Origin of the sequence: Promicromonospora sp. NPDC060204, assembly GCF_042728455.1 — a bacterium.
GTDB lineage: Bacteria > Actinomycetota > Actinomycetes > Actinomycetales > Cellulomonadaceae > Promicromonospora.
Map to the genome: position 1 here is coordinate 1 of NZ_JBHWZO010000145.1, position 15,693 is coordinate 15,693.

Sequence of the window (15,693 nt, forward strand, 5' to 3'; positions counted from 1 at the left end):
CCCCGGTGCGGGGGGGGGCGTGTGGGGGTTGGGTTGCGCGGGCTTCCGGGGGGCCTCCGCGGCCCGGGGGGGGCGGGGGGGCGTCCTGCGGGGGCCCCCGAGCCTCGGGCGACCACCCGTCGGCGGCGTGGCCCCGGGCCGCCCGGTCCTCGGCGATCGCCATCCGGCCCTCGATGCTCCAGGTCCACGGGCACGCGTCGACGGGCAGCACGTCGTGCAGCGCGCGGAGCCCGGTCCCGATGGCCCGGGCTGCGGTCTCCGGCTCGGCCAGCCAGCGCGGGTCGACGGCGGAGCGTGCGGGCATCGCGGCCGTGACCAGCCACTGCGCCTCGTCGTCGGAGCCGACGTCGAGGACGTGCGGCACCGGCGTCCAGGTCTCGGCCCAGCGCATCCGCGCGGCCTCGTTCGTCAGGTCGACCCGTTCCGTCGTGGCCCGGTCCGAGAAGGGCATCCACTTGACGTAGTACGCGGATGACGCCGTCGGGCCCGTCACGAGCTGCGTCGCGGGATGTGCCGCGGGATGTGCCGTGGGGTGTGTCGGCGGCTCGATCCGGAAGGTCAGGCCGCCCAGCTCGTTGCGCCAGGCCGGCGTGACGTCTCCGTCACCGGCCAGCTCGCGCACGACGTCGGGCACCGAGGCCGCTTCGGCGGGGATCGTCATGGGCCCAGGGTGGCAGACCGGGCCTGGTGATCACGAGGTGAATTCTGGCGCCGGACGCCGACGGGCGCCGTGCCTCCTCCGAACGTGCCTCCTCCGAACATGCCTGCTCCGAACGCGCCTCCTCCGAACGATGTACACCGCCGTGCGGAGATCGGCCGGATGGCCGACGCCGTCGTGCCCGGGCCGCGACAGGCTCGGGGCATGCCCGCCCACCAGCCGTCGAGCACGGCCACACCAACCCCGTCCGTCGCGTCGCGGACCCCGTCGTCTGCCGCCGTTCCCACGGGGGCGAGCGGCCGGATCCTCGCGCTCGACGTGCTGCGCGGGATCGCGATCCTCGGCACCCTCGCCAGCAACATCTGGCTGTTCAGCACGCCGGGTGGACCGGCGGCGTGGTTCTCGGACGGCTTCGCCACCGACGACCCGGTGCGGACCGTGCTGCAGGCGCTGTCCAACGGGAAGTTCCTCGCGCTGCTCACCCTGCTCTTCGGGGTGGGGCTCGAGCTGCAGTACCGCTCCACCGTGCGGCGCGGTGTGCCGTGGCCCGGCCGGTACGTGCTCCGGGCCGCGATCCTGTTCGTCGAGGGGCTGCTGCACTACGTGCTGGTCTTCGAGTTCGACGTGCTCATGGGGTACGCGATCGCGTCGCTGGTCGCCGCCTACCTGGTCGGGCGCAGCGACCGCGTGGTGCGTGTCTGGGGCGGCGTGGTGGCCGGCGTCTACGTCGCGGCGGTCGTGGCGCTCACCGCGCTCCTGGTCAGCACCTCGGACGCGGGCGGCGGGCAGCAGAGCGGACAGGGCCAGCAGGGGCAGCAGGCCCAGCAGAGCGGGCAGGGCGGGCAGGGCGGGCAGGGCACGATGGCCGCTGCGGGCGACGGCGCCGCGAGCCTGTCGACCGCGAGCTGGCTGGACCAGGTGGTGGTGCGGCTCACGCACATGGACGTGTTCCGGATCGAGCTGCTCCTCATCGTGCCGTCGGCCATCGTGCTGTTCCTCGTGGGTTCGCGGCTCGTCCGCGCGGGGATGTTCTCGACGACGGCGGAGGGGGCGCGGCTGCGTCGTCGGCTCGCGTGGGTCGGGCTGGGGGCCGGGGTCCCGCTGAACGCGCTGACGACGTGGGCCGGGCCGGACTGGGTCCTCGTGGACCGCTACCTGGTCCCGCCGCTGGTGGCGCTCGGGATCCTCGCGCTGGGCACCACGCTCGTCGCCCGTCTGCGGCCGGGAGCCTCACCGGGCCTGCTGCGACGCGGCGTCGAGGCGGTCGGGCGGACGGCGCTGTCCTGCTACGTGCTGCAGAACGTGCTCGCCTCGGTGATCTGCTTCGACTGGGGTCTCGGCCTCGCCGGAGGCGACCCGTGGCAGGTCGTCCTGATCTGGGCCGCGATCTCGCTGACGCTGATGGTGGCGGCGCCCCTGTGGCTGCGCAGGTGGCCGCGCGGCCCGATCGAGCTGGTGATGCACCGCGTCTACGACGCGGGCCGCAGGTGACGTCGCAGGTCGGGACGTCGCAGGTCGTGATCTGGCCGGTCGTGATCTCGCCGGTCGGGTCAGCGCGGGTCGGGTCAGCGCGGGCCGGCCTGCTGCCCGACGCGCCGCACCCGGAGCGCTTCCTCGGCGTCCCAGAGGGCCCGGTAGTAGCGGGTGCGTTCGGGGTCGGGCGCCACGCCGTAGGCGGCCAGGACCAGCGGCTCCAGCCCGGGGCCGTAGCGGCGGGTGACGCTCCGCGTGGTGACCGCGATGTCGGACCAGCGGTCGGCCACGCCCAGGTCGCCGATGTCGACGTGGGCCGCGAACCGGCCGGCGCGGTCGAGCAGCGTGTTCGGTACGGTCGCGTCGCCGTGGCACACGACGAGCCGGTCCACGGGCGGTGGGTCACCCAGCGTCGTCGTGATCGACGCACGGGCCGCCGTGCCGGTCGGGAGGGCGGCGACGCGCAGCTGGGCCGTGCGGACGAACGGGCAGGTGTCGGTGGGGAGCGCGTCGTGGAACCGCCGCAGGCCCAGGCCGACCGCGATCGCCGAACGTTTCGCGAGGGCGCGCCAGCGGGGTTCGACGGCGGACGTCGCGAGCGCGCCGTTCACCTCGACGGTCTCGGTCAGCAGCCAGGACCCGCGCGGGTCGCGTCCCACGGCGAGTACGCGGGGCACCCCCGTGAACGATCCGGCCCAGGTCAGCCGATCCGCCTCGGCGAACGGGTCGGGGCAGGCAGAGGAACGGGGGACCCACTTGAGGTACGCGCTCCGCCCCGCGGTGTCCGACGCCGGGCCGGGTGCCCGCCGGTCCTCGAGCCGGGCGGTGAAACCGCCGTACTCGTTGCGCCACACGGGAACGACCGTCACGGCCGGCCGCAGTCGTCCGGCCAGGTCGTGCATGACGGGCGGTACCTCGACGGGTGTCGGACTGATGCCGACCACTGTGCTCGACACAGCACCATCCTCCCATAGAGCGGGTGAAAAATGGCGCCCGGTTTGTGATGCCGCGGGGTACTGGGTGACACGGGGTGCTGGGTGACATGGCGTGCTGGGTGACATGGCGTACGGGGTGACTCGGGGTGCTGGGTGACACGACGGGGCCGGTTGCCCGGCGCACTGATCGGCGTCGGGCACCCGGCCCCGGGTGGTCCGTGAGTGTCAGACGGCGGTCAGCGCCCCGCGCGTGCCCAGGGCGGCCGGTACCTGCGCGCCCACGCTGGTGCCGGCCGCGCTGACGTCGGCGGCACCGGAGTCGGTCGCACCGGCGTCGGCAGCGGCGTCGGCCGCCGCGGCGCCGGTCACGGTGACGTCGACGCACTGGTAGAACGCGTTCACGGTGTCCGCGATGTTCCAGCGGGCCAGGATGGTGTGGTCGCCGGCCGGCAGGCCGCTCAGCGTGTGCTCGACGGTCGCGCCGGGCTGGGCGCCGCCGTCGTCCACGGTCTTGAAGAGCTGGCCGTCCACGAAGTACTCCCAGGTGGACGTGGAGTGCCGGGCCGTGATCTGCCAGCGGAACGTGGTGTCGCCGCCGATGGTGGTGCGCGGCCAGGGCAGCGAGTCGTCGTCGACCACGGTGAAGCCGCTGCCGCCCGAGCACTGGGTGGAGCCCTTCGGCGCCTCGACGCTCTGCGGCTCGTACTGGAGGCCGCCGCAGTCGAAGCTCACGGTGCCTGAGGCGCAGTGGTCCGCGCGGCTCGGCGGGCTGGTGATCCAGCCGTGGGCCTGCGCCTGCGGCAGCAGTGCGCCCGAGGCGGCGGTGAGGAAAGCCGCCGCGAGTGCCAGGGCGGCGAGCGCGGAGAGCAGGAGTCGGGTCTGCGGGCTGGCGGTTCGTGCACGGTTCACGGTGATGCCTTCCGTCGTACGAGCGGATTCCCGGCCCGGGCGGCGCCGTGGGGTAGTCGGGCCGCGTCCGGGTCGAGCGGGTGAAATTTCCTGGATAGGCATCGAACTTAGGAAATGGAAGCTTTGCTGACAATGAGGGTGAATTCGTACGCGGTTCCCCGTATTTTCGCCGCAGCTGGGTAAAGACGGTGCCTCAACGGGGCGTTCCGCACGAGATCACGACCGGCCACCTGACTCGCCGCACCGCGCTCGCCGAGTCAGCGGGTTGGTCCGACCAGCCGACTGACTCGGCGGAGTGCGTGGGGTGAGTCAGTCGGTCGGTCGGCGGTCGTGAACCGGCGAACGGCCGGCCTCCCGACGTGGGGAGACCGGCCGTTCCAGCCGTCGTTTCGAGCAGTGGTTTCCGGCCGTCGATTCTAGCGGCCGTTCCTGGCCAGCGGTCAGATCTGGGCGGCCAGCAGGCGCCCGTCGACCGCCGTCTGGCCGGCGCTCGGGCTGCCACCCCCGATGTTGACGTCCATGCACGCGTAGAACGCCATGGCGGTGTCGTACACGTTCCAGCGGGCGAGGATCGTGTGGTTGCCGCTCGGCAGGCCCGTGAGGGTGTGCGTGACGGTCGCGGGCGGTGTGGCCCCGTTGTCGTTCACCGTCTTGAAGAGCTGGCCGTCCACGAAGTACTCCCAGCTCGCCGTCCGGTGGAAGGCCGTCAGGGTCCACCGGAAGGTGTGTGTGCTGCTGATGCCGGTGCGGGGCCAGGCCAGGGAGCTGTTGTCCAGCGTGGTGAAGCGGCTGCCGCCCGAACAGAGCTTCGACCCCTTCGGCGCCTCCACGCTCTGCGGCTCCCATTCGACGCCGTTGCAGGACCAGCTCACGGTCCGCTTGGCGCAGTGGTCCTGCCGGCTCGGCGGCGAGACGACCCAGCCGTGGGCCTCGGCCCGGGGGGTCAGGGCGTTCGGTGTGGCGACCAGCGCCGTCAGGGCCAGGGCCAGGACGGCGAGGACGCCGAGCAGGACTCTGACGACGGGTGTCTGCGGTGCGGTGACTCTCATGGGGCTCACCTCGTGTTCTGTCGGTGGGAACTGCGAAGTTGGGAGTTGCCTGGGGTGCTCCTGAGTGCTGGGGTGCGACAGGCATGACGCTAGAAAGGGGGAGGGCCCGCCGACAAGTAGGGCAAACACGTACGCGCGCGGGCCCGAAAAGCCCGGATCGACGCCGGTTACGGCGTGTCGAGCATCGGGCTGAGCGCCGCGTCGACCCCCGTGGCGACGCCCGTGCCGAGCACCGCGTCGCAGGCCCGGAGCAGCCGCTGCCGGAGCGTGCCGGACCGGCGCGCGAAGTCGCGCTGCCGCCGCACGTACTCGGCCTTGCCGTCGGGCGTCTCGATCGGGACGGCTCCGACGCCGTACTCCGAGACGTCGTACGGGGAGGCCGCCATGTCGGTCCAGCGGATGTCGCGGGCCAGCTCGAACGCGTCGAGCAGCAGGTCGCCGGGCACTGCCGGGCCGAGCTTGAGGCACCACTTGTAGAGGTCCATGTTGGCGTGCAGGCAGCCCGGCTGCTCCATGCCGACCTGGGCGGCGCGCGTCGGCCGGAGCTGGTTGCGCGACGTCGCCTCCGGCGTGAAGAACCGGAACGCGTCGAAGTGCGAGCAGCGCACGGGGTTGGCCTCGACCACGGCGTCGGTGCCCTCGTGCCCGAGCCGGAGCGGCAGCGGGTGCCGCTGGTCGCGGCCCGCCTCGCGGTCGCGGTAGACCATGGCCCACTCGTGCAGCCCGAAGCAGCCGAACGTGCCCGGCCGCGCCGCCGTCGCCGTCAGCAGCTCGCGGACGTACCGCACGGTGTCGCCGCGGTCGGCGAGGAATGCCTCGCGGTCGAGCGTCACGGAGTCCCGCGGCTCGCTGTTCGGGGCCGCGCCGTCCGCCCGGTCCGTCCGGTGCCACCGCCACGCGGTGCGGTCCTCCGGGTCGGGCGCGTCGGTTCCGGTTGCCGGGCGCCCGGCGCCTTCCGGGTTCCCGGACGCCGTCGGGTCAGCCGCGCCACCCCCGTCAGGCGACGTGAGAGCCCCGCCGTCGGGCAGCGCAAGGGCGACGCCCGCTCCCGGGTGCCAGCGCCGCAGGTGCGCGATGCGCGTGGGGTAGTACGTGAACAGGAAGTCCTCGATCGCGTGCTTGCGCCCGGCCGCGCGGGCGGCGCGCCAGACCGCGGTGAGCGCGTCGGCGCGCTCGGCGTGGGCGGCGGCGAGCGGCAGCCACTCCTCGGGAGGCAGTGCCCCGTCCACCCCGGCCTGGGGTACGACGGCGCCGCGCGCACCGGGCGCGGTCGGCTCGCCGAGGGCTGTCGTCACCGCTCCAGGGTACGGCCGCGGTGACACCCACCCGGGCCGGCCCGGAACGACCGGAGGCCCGGACGTCGCGGCACCGGCCCAGCACCGCCCCGGCCCGGCACGGCCCAGCACCGGTCGTGCACCGCCCGGCGCATAGGGTGCGACCATGTCCGACCTCCCTCTGCGCCGCCTCGGGCGCTCCGGCCTGTCCGTTCCCGTCGTCGGCCTGGGGTGCAACAACCTCGGCCGCCCCGGCACCGTCACCGAGACCGCGGAGGGGGCCACGGCCCTGGTCGACGCCGCGGTCGACACGGGCGTGACCTTCTTCGACACCGCGGACGCCTACGGCGGCCGGCCCGGCCTGTCCGAGGAACTCCTCGGCGCCGCGCTCAAGGGGCGCCGCGACGACGTGCTGATCGCCACGAAGTTCGGGCTCGACGTGCACGGCGCGAACGGTCAGGACTTCGGGGCGCGCGGGTCGCGCCGGTACATCGTGCGGGCGGCCGAGGCGTCGCTGCGCCGGCTCGGCACGGACTGGATCGATCTCTACCAGCTGCACGCGCCCGACCCGGCGACCCCGGTCGACGAGACGCTCGCCGCGCTGGACGACCTGGTGCGCTCGGGCAAGGTCCGCTACGTGGGCCACTCGAACTTCCGCGGCTGGCAGGTGGCCGACGCCGAGCACGTGGCCCGCGCGCTGGGCGGCGGGAGCACCCGCTTCGTCTCCGCGCAGAACAAGTACTCCCTGCTGGCCCGCGGACTGGAGCGTGAGGTCCTGCCCGCGGCGAAGGAGTACGGGATCGGCGTCCTGCCCTACCACCCGCTCGAGAACGGCCTGCTCACGGGCAAGTACGCGGGCGGCGCCCGGCCCGACGGCTCACGCCTGGTCACGACCAAGCCCCAGCTCCTGGAGACCGCGCCGTGGGCGGCCCTGGACCGGTTCGCGGCGTTCTGCCGGGAGCGGGACGTGACGGAGACCGTCGTCGCCTTCTCGTGGCTGCTGTCCCGGCCCGAGGTGTCGTCGGTGATCGCGGGCGCCACCCGGCCCGAGCAGGTGCGTGGCAACGCCCAGGCCTGGACATGGACCCCGACGGCCGACGACCTCGCCGAGCTGGACCAGATCTTCCCCGTCTGACGTGCCTGAGACGTGGCTCGCCCGGCGGCCCCGGCTGGGTAGCGTGGTGCCATGAGTCATCCGTTCCGCCAGGTCAACGTCTTCTCCGCCACCCCGACGGGCGGCAACCCCGTCGCTGTCGTGCACGGGGCCGACGGCCTCACCGACGAGCAGCTGGCCGCCTTCGCCCGCTGGACCAACCTCTCGGAGACCACGTTCCTGCTCGACTCGACCGAGGCCGGGCAGACCGCCGGCGCCGACTACCGCGTGCGGATCTGGACGCCGGGCGGCGAGCTGCCGTTCGCCGGGCACCCGACGCTCGGCACCGCGCACGCCTGGCTGGAGGCGGGCGGCGTGCCCCGCGGGCAGGACGTGGTCCAGGAGTGCGGCGTAGGACTGGTCCGGGTGCGGCGCGAGGACACGGGCGCCGGGCGCCTCGCCTTCGCCGGTCCGCCCCTGAGCCGGTCGGGCGACGTCGACGACGCCGACGTCGCGCAGATCGCGCGCTCGCTGCGCCTGGAGGTGTCCGACGTCGTCCGCTCGGCCTGGGTCGACAACGGTCCGGGCTGGGTCGCGGTCCAGCTCCGCGACGCCGACACGGTGCTCGGCCTGGAGCCGGATCTCGTGGCGATGGGCGACCTCAAGCTGGGCGTGGTCGGCGAGTACCCGAGCGGCCACCCGGCCGGGAACGGGACCAGCGGCGGCGCCGACGCGCCCGCCGTCGAGGTGCGCGCGTTCGTCCCGTCCATCGGCGTGGGGGAGGACCCGGTGACGGGCAGCCTCAACGCCGGCCTGGGGCAGTGGCTCGCCGGCGACGTGCTGCCGTCGTCGTACGTCGCGTCGCAGGGGACGGCGCTGGGGCGCGCCGGTCGCGTCCACGTCCAGAAGCTGCCCGACGGCGAGGTGTGGGTGGGCGGCGACACGTTCACGACCATCGTCGGCGAGGTGACGCTCTAGCCGACGGGCCGCCCGGACTTGCTGCCCGGACCGGCCGTCCGGACCGCGTGCTACGGGAACGCCCGTCTGGCGACCCAGCCGAACAGGCGCTCCAGCGGGCCCCGGCCCAGCAGTGCCCGCCACAGCGTCGCCACGACGAGGGTGACGAGCACCATCCAGCCCAGCGGCGCGTTGGTCGCCGGGTCGAGGAGGTCCCAGTAGGTGCGGGTCCACCACCAGATGGCGACGATCTGCAGGGAGTAGACGGTCAGGGCCAGCGCGCCGACGGCGGCCAGCGGCGTCACGAGCGCCAGCACGATGACACGCGCGGCCCGCAGGACGCCGCCGGGCTGCGCACCGTCCCGCGCCACAGCACCGGCTGCCCCTCCGTCCGCCGCCGACCAGCCGTCCCGCGCCACCCCGCCGAGCAGCAGGCACAGCCCGAGCACACCGAGCGCGAACCCGCCGGAGCCCAGCGCCTCGAACATCGTGTCGTCGTGCGGCCCCTCCAGGTACAGCCCGGACACCGGTGGCCAGGGGTCCGACCAGGCGGGCGGCGGCACCACGCTGTCCGACGACGTCACGGCGAGCTGCCCCTCGATGGCGGCCAGGCCCCCGGCGTCGGCCACCAGGACCGCGGAGGCGACCGCCGTCAGCGCGGCGACCCCGAACCCGCCCGCCACCAGGCCCAGGTGCACCGTGGGCGACCGCAGGTCGCAGCGGCCCAGCGCGAGCCCGGCGAGCACGTACGCCATCCAGACCAGCGCGGGGTAGTGCCCCGTGAGGAGGAAGTCGGTGGCCGCGCCGGAACCGTCGTGCGGCGCTCGCAGCCCGGCGCGGGCCAGCGCCTCGGGGCCGTAGTAGACGAGGACCGGCCCGACCACGGCGACCAGCACCGCGATCGCCGCCAGCCGGCCTGGCGGCACGCGCAGGAACGGCAGCGCCAGCACGAAGTAGGCGGCGTAGAAGCCCAGGATGAGCAGCACGCGCGTGCCGAACAGGTCGAGCACCGCGACCAGGGCCAGGAGCAGCACCACGCGCACGAGGATCCGGGCGCGCGCCGTGCGCATCCGCTCGCCGGTGAATGGCGTCGAGCCGCCCGTGACCAGGGCCAGGGACAGGCCGGCGACCGTCGCGAACAGGATCGACGACCGCCCGTGCGCGAGGCTCAGCCAGCCCTCGAACGTGCCGAGGTCGTCCGAGGTGACGCCCACGTGCGCCGTGAACATGCCGAGCACCGCGACACCCCGCGCGATGTCGGCGCCGAGCACGCGGCCCGGGCCGCCGAGCAGGTTGTCGCGGAGGGTGTTCCGCACGGGGGCGGACGGCTGGGCGAGCGTGGACATGCGCGCATCCTTGCGCGTCGCGCAGAGCGGCGCGCGCGGGCCACGCCGGGTGATCGGCTGGACAACCGTCCCGAAGGATGAGAACGCGGATGTGCAGCGTGGCACGGCGCACATACAGTGCGGCCATGACCGGCAGCGCCAACGAGCACGACTCGGCCCGCATCGACCCGTCCGTCCCCACGCCCAGCCACGAGCTCGGCAACCGGTTCGGCGGCAGGTTCAGCGATCCCGCGAACGAGGGCGGCGGCGGCCCCGCCCGTGACCGGACGACGCCCGCGGGCACCGACCCCATCGACGCGGTCGACGCCCCCAGCAGCCTCACGAGCCTGACCCGCGGCGCGGAGAGCCCCGACGGTCCCGAAAGCCCCGACAACCCGGGCGCGGGCACGGACCTGAGCAAGGAGTCCGAGTCCTACACGCACGGGCACCACGAGTCCGTGCTGCGCTCGCACCGGCGCCGGACGGCGGCCAACTCCGCCGCGTTCCTGCTGCCGCACCTGCTCTCCGACATGACGCTGCTCGACGTCGGCTGCGGCCCGGGCACCGTCACCGTCGACTTCGCCGAGCGGCTCACGCAGGGCAGCGTCGTGGGCGTCGACGCCTCCGACGACGTGCTGGAGTCCGCCCGCGGCCTGGCCGACGCGCACGGCACCAAGAACATCACCTTCGAGCACGCCAACGCCTACGAGCTGCCCTTCGAGGACGACTCGTTCGACGTCGTCTTCGCCCACCAGCTCCTGCAGCACCTCTCCGACCCGGTCGCTGCCCTGCGCGAGATGAAGCGCGTGGCCAAGCCGGGCGGGTTCGTCGCGGTGCGCGACGCCGACTACGAGGCCATGACCTGGTACCCGGAGTCCGCGGAGCTCACCGAGTGGAACATGCTGTACCACGAGGTCACGCACACCTACGGCTTCGAGCCCGACGCCGGGCGCCGCCTCGCCTCCTGGGTGCGCGACGCCGGCTTCGACCCCGCCACGATCGAGCCCGGAGCGAGCGTCTGGTGCTACGCCACCCCCGACGACCGCACCTGGTGGGGCGGGCTGTGGGCCGAGCGCTGCACCGAGTCCAACTTCGCCGTGCAGGCCAAGGACTCGGCGCTCGCGGACGACGTGGCCCTCGAGCAGCTCGCCCAGGGCTGGCGCGAGTGGGCCGCGGCCCCGGACGGTTGGTTCGCGGTGCTCAACGGCGAGGTCCTGGCGCGCGCCTGAGCCGGACGAGGCGGAACCCCCGGGCAGCCGCTGGAAGCTCGGGGGCCGCGGCGCGGCTTACGCTGAGCCCGTGCGTATCGCGAGATTTACCACCGGAGACGACCCCCGCTTCGCCCTCGTGCAGCAGGAGGGCGACAAGACCTTCCTCGCCGTGCTGGGCGGCGACCCCCTCTACATGCCGGCCATGCCGACCGGCGAGCGCATCGAGCTGGGCGACGGCGTCCGGCTGCTCGCCCCGGTGATCCCGCGCTCCAAGATCGTGTGCGTGGGCAAGAACTACGCCGACCACGCCAAGGAGATGGGCGGCGACGTCCCGACCACGCCGCTGCTGTTCTTCAAGCCGAACACCGCGGTGGTCGGCCCGGACGACCCGATCGTGCTGCCGGACTTCACGCAGGAGGTCTCCTACGAGGCCGAGCTGGCCGTGGTGATCTCCAAGGTCTGCAAGGACGTCACCCCGGAGAACGCGCCGTCGTACATCCTCGGGTACACCGTCGCGAACGACGTGACCGCGCGCGACGCCCAGCGCACCGACGGGCAGTGGGCCCGCGCCAAGGGCTTCGACACCTCGTGCCCGCTCGGCCCGTGGATCGACACCGACCTGAACCCGGAGGACGTCGCCGTGCGCTCGCGCGTCAACGGCGAGCCGCGCCAGGACGGCCGCACCCGCGACATGGTGTTCGACGTGCCGTTCCTCGTCTCGTACATCTCCGAGGCCATGACCCTGCTGCCCGGCGACGTGATCCTCACCGGCACCCCCGCAGGCGTGGGCCGGATCGACCAGGGCGACCGCGTCGAGGTCGAGGTCGAGGGCGTGGGCGTCCTGGCCAACCCGGTGCTGCGGCGCCGCTGAGGTGAGCAGCGAGACTCAGCCGGGAACGCTGCCGGGAACGCTGCCGGGAACTCAGCCAGGAACTCAGCACGGCACCGCCCTGCACGCCGACGCCCTGGCGACCCTGCGGTCCTGGACCGGGCCGACGCCGGACCAGGAGCGCCTCCGGGCGCGGTACGTGGCGCACCTCGAGGCGCACGGCGACGGGGTGTTCCGGGAGTCCGTGCCGGACCACCTGACGGCGTCGACCCTGGTGCTCTCGCACGACGGCGCGCGGGTGCTCCTCACCCTGCACGCCAAGGCGCGGCGCTGGTTCCAGCTCGGCGGGCACCTGGAGGCCGGGGACGCCTCGCTGGCCGACGCCGCCGCCCGGGAGGCGCGCGAGGAGTCCGGGATCGCGGGCCTCGTGCTCGACGCCGTCCCGGTGCACCTCGACGAGCACGTCGTCCCGTTCTGCCGGCCGGGCACCGGCGACCCGGACCGGCCGGTGCACCACCTGGACGTGCGGTTCGTCGCCGTCGCGGCCCCCGGCGCGGAGACGGCGGTCTCGGACGAGTCCCTGGACCTGCGCTGGTGGCCGGCCGACGAGCTGCCCGAGCCCGAGCTGACCGAGCTGGTGATGCTGGCCCGCGCCCGGACCCGTGGAGCATGATCGAAGGATGATCATCAGGCGCTCCACGGCCCGGGTCCGGCCCGGGCTGCTCGACGAGTTCCGCGCGTTCATCGAGGCGGGCACCACCGGGTTCGCGGCGCTGGACGGCTTCGTGAGCGACGAGATCGTCGTCCGCCGGGGGAGCGTGGCTCCGGACGGTCCGGCCCAGGACGGTCCGGCTCCGGACGGCCCGGCTCCGGACGGCCCGGCTGCGGACGGCCCGGCTCCGGACGGCCCGGCCGCGGACGGCTCTGCGCCGGACGCGCTGCGGCCGGACGCGCCGATCCCTGACGTCCTGAACCCGGACGTCCTGGATCGGGGAACACCGGACACGCTGACCTACGTGAGCCGCTGGCGCGACGCCGCTGCGCTCGCCGTATACGCCGGGCCGGGGTGGCGCACCGAACCCGTGGTGCTCCCCGACGAAGACCGGTTCCTCCTCTCGCCGCTGCGCGTGCGGCACGTCGAGCTCCGGCACGCCGTACCGGCGGACGCCCCGGCGATCGCCGCCGTCTGGCACGCCGCCTGGGGCGACGGTCACCGCGGCCTCGTGCCGCCGGCGCTGGAGGCGGTCCGCACCCGGGAGTCGTTCGGCCCTCGCGCCGCGGCCCGGGTTCCGGGGACGACGGTGGCGGTGGCCCTCGACACACCGGCGGGCGGTGGCGCGGCGGACAGCGGAGTGGCGTCGGACGCCGGCGCGACGGACGCCGGCGCGGTGACGGTTGGCGGCGTGGCGGACGACGGGCCCGACCAGGACGCCGTCGCAGGATTCGTGACCGTCAAGGGCGAGGAGGTGGAGCAGCTCTTCGTCGCGGCGGCCCACCGGGGCTCCGGGATCGCGGCCGACCTGCTGTCTGCGGGCGAGGCCCGGATCGCTGCCGCAGGGCACACCGAGGCCTGGCTCGCCGTCGTGACGGGCAACACGCGGGCGCGCCGGTTCTACGAGCGTGCGGGCTGGTCGGACGCCGGCCCGCTGGACTACCGGGCGGAGACCTCCGAGGGGCCCGTACCCGTGGCGACGCGGCGGTACGTCAAGCGACTGCCCCGCTGACCGGGAGCGCCGAGAGCGCCGGGAGCACCGGGCGCGACCGCCCGACTCGCGGCGGGGACACGCACGGCCGACATTCGTGGTCACGGCGGTGCCCGGCACGCATCATGGTCCCCGTGGAGACCGCGCGACGATTCCTGGCACTGACCCCTGTGGCGTTCGGCATCACCGCGGTGGTGCTCGTGTACCTCCAGACGAGCGGCGACGTCTCGTGGGACGGCGTCCTGTTCGGGCTCGTGGGTGCGCTCGTGGTGACGGCGGGCGCGTTCGGGTCGATCGTCGCCGCGGCCGCCCTGCTCCGGCGGCTGGAGGTCCGCAACGACTGGGCGTCGCTGGGTGTGGGCCTCGTCCTGGCCACGGTCGTCCTGGCGGTCGCGTACTTCGCCGTCGCCGTGTCGCTCCCGGAGGGTGACGAGGGGTGGCCCCTGCTCTTCGTGCTGACCCCCGCCTTCGCGTCGATCCCGGTGTGGCCGGGCTACGCGGTCGCGCTCCTGATCCGCGGCTGGCGGGGCCGGGCGGCCCGGCAGGCGCCGCCGTCGGGCCCCGCAGCGCCTAGGCTTGGCCCGTGACTTCCGTGACCGACACCCCGACCCAGCCAGCGCCCGACGGCGCGGCCGTGCGCGTCCGCTTCGCGCCGTCCCCGACCGGCATGTTCCACGTGGGCGGCGCCCGCTCCGCGCTCTTCAACTGGGCCGTGGCGAAGCAGCAGGGCGGCACCTTCGTGCTGCGCATCGAGGACACCGACGCCTCGCGGAACCAGCCCGAGTGGGTGGACGGCATCCTGTCGGCGATGGAGGCGCTGGGCATCCGCAAGGAGGACCCGGCCTTCGAGGGCCCGTACTTCCAGTCCGAGAACGCGGGCATCCAGAAGGACGCCGCCCAGCGCCTGTTCGCCGAGGGCAAGGCGTACTACTGCGACTGCACGCGTGACGCCGTGACGGCGCGCACCGGCAACCAGCAGACCGGCTACGACGGCTTCTGCCGCGACCGTGGGCTGGAGTACGCCGAGGGCCGCGCGCTGCGCTTCCGCACGCCCGACGAGGGGGAGACGCGGGTCGTCGACCTGATCCGCGGCAACCCGACGTTCCCGAACGCGAACCTCGAGGACTTCGTCATCGCGCGCGGCAACGGGTCGCCGGTGTTCCTGCTGGCCAACGTGGTGGACGACATCGACGAGCACATCACCCTCGTCATGCGCGCCGAGGAGCACCTGCCCAACACGCCCAAGCAGCAGCTGCTCTGGGAGGCCCTGGGGCAGACGCCGCCGCAGTGGGCGCACATGCCGGTGATCGTCAACGAGAAGCGGCAGAAGCTCTCCAAGCGCCGCGACAAGGTGGCCCTGGAGGACTACCTCGCGGAGGGCATCCTGCCCGACGCGATGGTCAACTACCTGATGCTGCTGGGCTGGGCGCCGGGCAACGACGAGGAGATCCTCCCGTTCGACGAGCTCGTGCGCCGGTTCCGCGTCGAGGACGTCAACTCGTCGTCCGCGTTCTTCGACGTCAAGAAGCTGACGGCGTTCAACGGCGAGTACATCCGGGCCCTGAGCGTCGAGGACTTCACCGCGGCGTGCGCGCCGTGGCTGGTGGCCCCGGCCGCGCCGTGGACGCCGGAGCAGTTCGACCAGGACGTGTTCGACGCCGTCGCGCCGCTCGCGCAGTCCCGGGTGGCCCTGCTGTCCGAGATCACGGCCAACGTCGACTTCCTGTTCCTGGACGCCCCGATCGTCGACGAGGACTCCTGGAACAAGGCCATGAAGGCCGGCGCCGGCGAGCTCCTCGCCGACGTGCGGGTGGCCCTGGCCGACGTGGCCTGGGCGGCCGAGCCGATCAAGGACGTGGTCACGGTCGCGGGCGAGAAGCACGGCATGAAGCTGGGCAAGGCGCAGGCCCCGGTCCGCGTCGCCGTGACCGGACGCCGCATCGGCCTGCCGCTCTTCGAGTCGCTCGAGCTGCTGGGCCGGGAGCGCACGCTCGCGCGGGTCGACGCCGCCCTGGCTCGCCTCGCGGAGACGGCGTCGGCGAACGTCGCGTCCTAGTACCTGGACGCCGCGGCAGCTGGAGGTCTTGGCATCCGGACGCCTCGGCGTCCGGGGCCTCGACCTGGGCGTTCTGGACTAACGTGGCAGACGTGACCGACGCCATGACTCCTGACGCCGTGCCGCCCACGACCGATCAGCCCGCACCGCCCCCGAGCCCGACCGCACCACAGCCGACGCCGCAGACGACGCCGCAGTCCTCGTTGCCGGGGGCTGCGGCG

General features: G+C 74.0%; 15 protein-coding genes. 9 read left to right on the plus strand and 6 right to left on the minus strand.

Annotated features, from left to right (window positions below; genetic code table 11):
* A partial coding sequence (locus ACFWEJ_RS17935; RefSeq protein ID WP_377230570.1) for a phosphotransferase occupies positions 1–661 on the minus strand: 661 nt, incomplete at its 3' end.
* A 201-nt stretch (positions 662–862) separates the two neighbouring features.
* Here ACFWEJ_RS17935 and ACFWEJ_RS17940 point away from each other — a divergent pair.
* Positions 863–2,149 carry a DUF418 domain-containing protein gene (locus tag ACFWEJ_RS17940; RefSeq protein ID WP_377230571.1) on the plus strand — a complete coding sequence of 429 codons (1,287 nt, stop codon included), beginning with the start codon at positions 863–865 and terminating at the stop codon, positions 2,147–2,149.
* Positions 2,150–2,223: 74 nt separating this feature from the next.
* Here ACFWEJ_RS17940 and ACFWEJ_RS17945 read toward each other — a convergent pair whose 3' ends face one another.
* The 4 genes from ACFWEJ_RS17945 to ACFWEJ_RS17960 form a co-directional block, all read right to left on the minus strand.
* Complete coding sequence (locus tag ACFWEJ_RS17945) at positions 2,224–3,087, minus strand: phosphotransferase (RefSeq protein ID WP_377230572.1); 864 nt, start codon at positions 3,085–3,087, stop codon at positions 2,224–2,226.
* A 204-nt stretch (positions 3,088–3,291) separates the two neighbouring features.
* On the minus strand, positions 3,292–3,975 hold the full coding sequence (locus tag ACFWEJ_RS17950; protein WP_377230573.1) for a lytic polysaccharide monooxygenase auxiliary activity family 9 protein: 684 nt from the start codon (positions 3,973–3,975) through the stop codon (positions 3,292–3,294).
* 440 nt (positions 3,976–4,415) lie between these two features.
* Positions 4,416–5,024: a lytic polysaccharide monooxygenase auxiliary activity family 9 protein gene (locus ACFWEJ_RS17955; RefSeq protein WP_377230574.1), complete on the minus strand. Its 609-nt coding sequence runs from the start codon at positions 5,022–5,024 to the stop codon at positions 4,416–4,418.
* Between the two features lie 167 nt (positions 5,025–5,191).
* Positions 5,192–6,253: a 3-methyladenine DNA glycosylase gene (locus ACFWEJ_RS17960; RefSeq protein WP_377230582.1), complete on the minus strand. Its 1,062-nt coding sequence runs from the start codon at positions 6,251–6,253 to the stop codon at positions 5,192–5,194.
* A 211-nt stretch (positions 6,254–6,464) separates the two neighbouring features.
* On the opposite strand from ACFWEJ_RS17960, the gene ACFWEJ_RS17965 reads away from it, so the two are divergent.
* Positions 6,465–7,433: an aldo/keto reductase gene (locus tag ACFWEJ_RS17965; RefSeq protein ID WP_377230575.1), complete on the plus strand. Its 969-nt coding sequence runs from the start codon at positions 6,465–6,467 to the stop codon at positions 7,431–7,433.
* A 51-nt stretch (positions 7,434–7,484) separates the two neighbouring features.
* Positions 7,485–8,369: a PhzF family phenazine biosynthesis protein gene (locus ACFWEJ_RS17970; protein ID WP_377230576.1), complete on the plus strand. Its 885-nt coding sequence runs from the start codon at positions 7,485–7,487 to the stop codon at positions 8,367–8,369.
* Positions 8,370–8,419: 50 nt separating this feature from the next.
* Here ACFWEJ_RS17970 and ACFWEJ_RS17975 read toward each other — a convergent pair whose 3' ends face one another.
* Positions 8,420–9,694, minus strand: coding sequence for a heparan-alpha-glucosaminide N-acetyltransferase domain-containing protein (locus ACFWEJ_RS17975; RefSeq protein ID WP_377230577.1), 1,275 nt, complete (start codon positions 9,692–9,694; stop codon positions 8,420–8,422).
* Positions 9,695–10,086: 392 nt separating this feature from the next.
* On the opposite strand from ACFWEJ_RS17975, the gene ACFWEJ_RS17980 reads away from it, so the two are divergent.
* The 6 genes from ACFWEJ_RS17980 to gltX all read left to right on the plus strand — a co-directional run bounded on the left by ACFWEJ_RS17980 (position 10,087) and on the right by gltX (position 15,472).
* The gene (locus tag ACFWEJ_RS17980) at positions 10,087–10,902 is read left to right on the plus strand and encodes a class I SAM-dependent methyltransferase (protein ID WP_377230583.1); all 816 of its coding nucleotides are present in this window, start codon (positions 10,087–10,089) and stop codon (positions 10,900–10,902) included.
* Between the two features lie 70 nt (positions 10,903–10,972).
* Positions 10,973–11,755, plus strand: a complete 783-nt coding sequence (locus ACFWEJ_RS17985; RefSeq protein ID WP_036971387.1) for a fumarylacetoacetate hydrolase family protein — start codon at positions 10,973–10,975, stop codon at positions 11,753–11,755.
* Between the two features lies 1 nt (position 11,756).
* Positions 11,757–12,386: an NUDIX hydrolase gene (locus tag ACFWEJ_RS17990; protein WP_377230578.1), complete on the plus strand. Its 630-nt coding sequence runs from the start codon at positions 11,757–11,759 to the stop codon at positions 12,384–12,386.
* 7 nt (positions 12,387–12,393) lie between these two features.
* On the plus strand, positions 12,394–13,437 hold the full coding sequence (locus ACFWEJ_RS17995; protein WP_377230579.1) for a GNAT family N-acetyltransferase: 1,044 nt from the start codon (positions 12,394–12,396) through the stop codon (positions 13,435–13,437).
* Positions 13,438–13,550: 113 nt separating this feature from the next.
* Positions 13,551–14,003 (plus strand): hypothetical protein, encoded by a 453-nt coding sequence (locus tag ACFWEJ_RS18000; protein ID WP_377230580.1) that lies wholly within the window; start codon positions 13,551–13,553, stop codon positions 14,001–14,003.
* Entirely contained in the window at positions 14,000–15,472 is a 1,473-nt protein-coding gene (gltX, locus tag ACFWEJ_RS18005) for a glutamate--tRNA ligase (protein WP_377230581.1), read from the plus strand. Before ACFWEJ_RS18000 ends, gltX begins: the two co-directional genes overlap by 4 nt.
* The last annotated feature ends 221 nt before the right edge of the window (positions 15,473–15,693 follow it).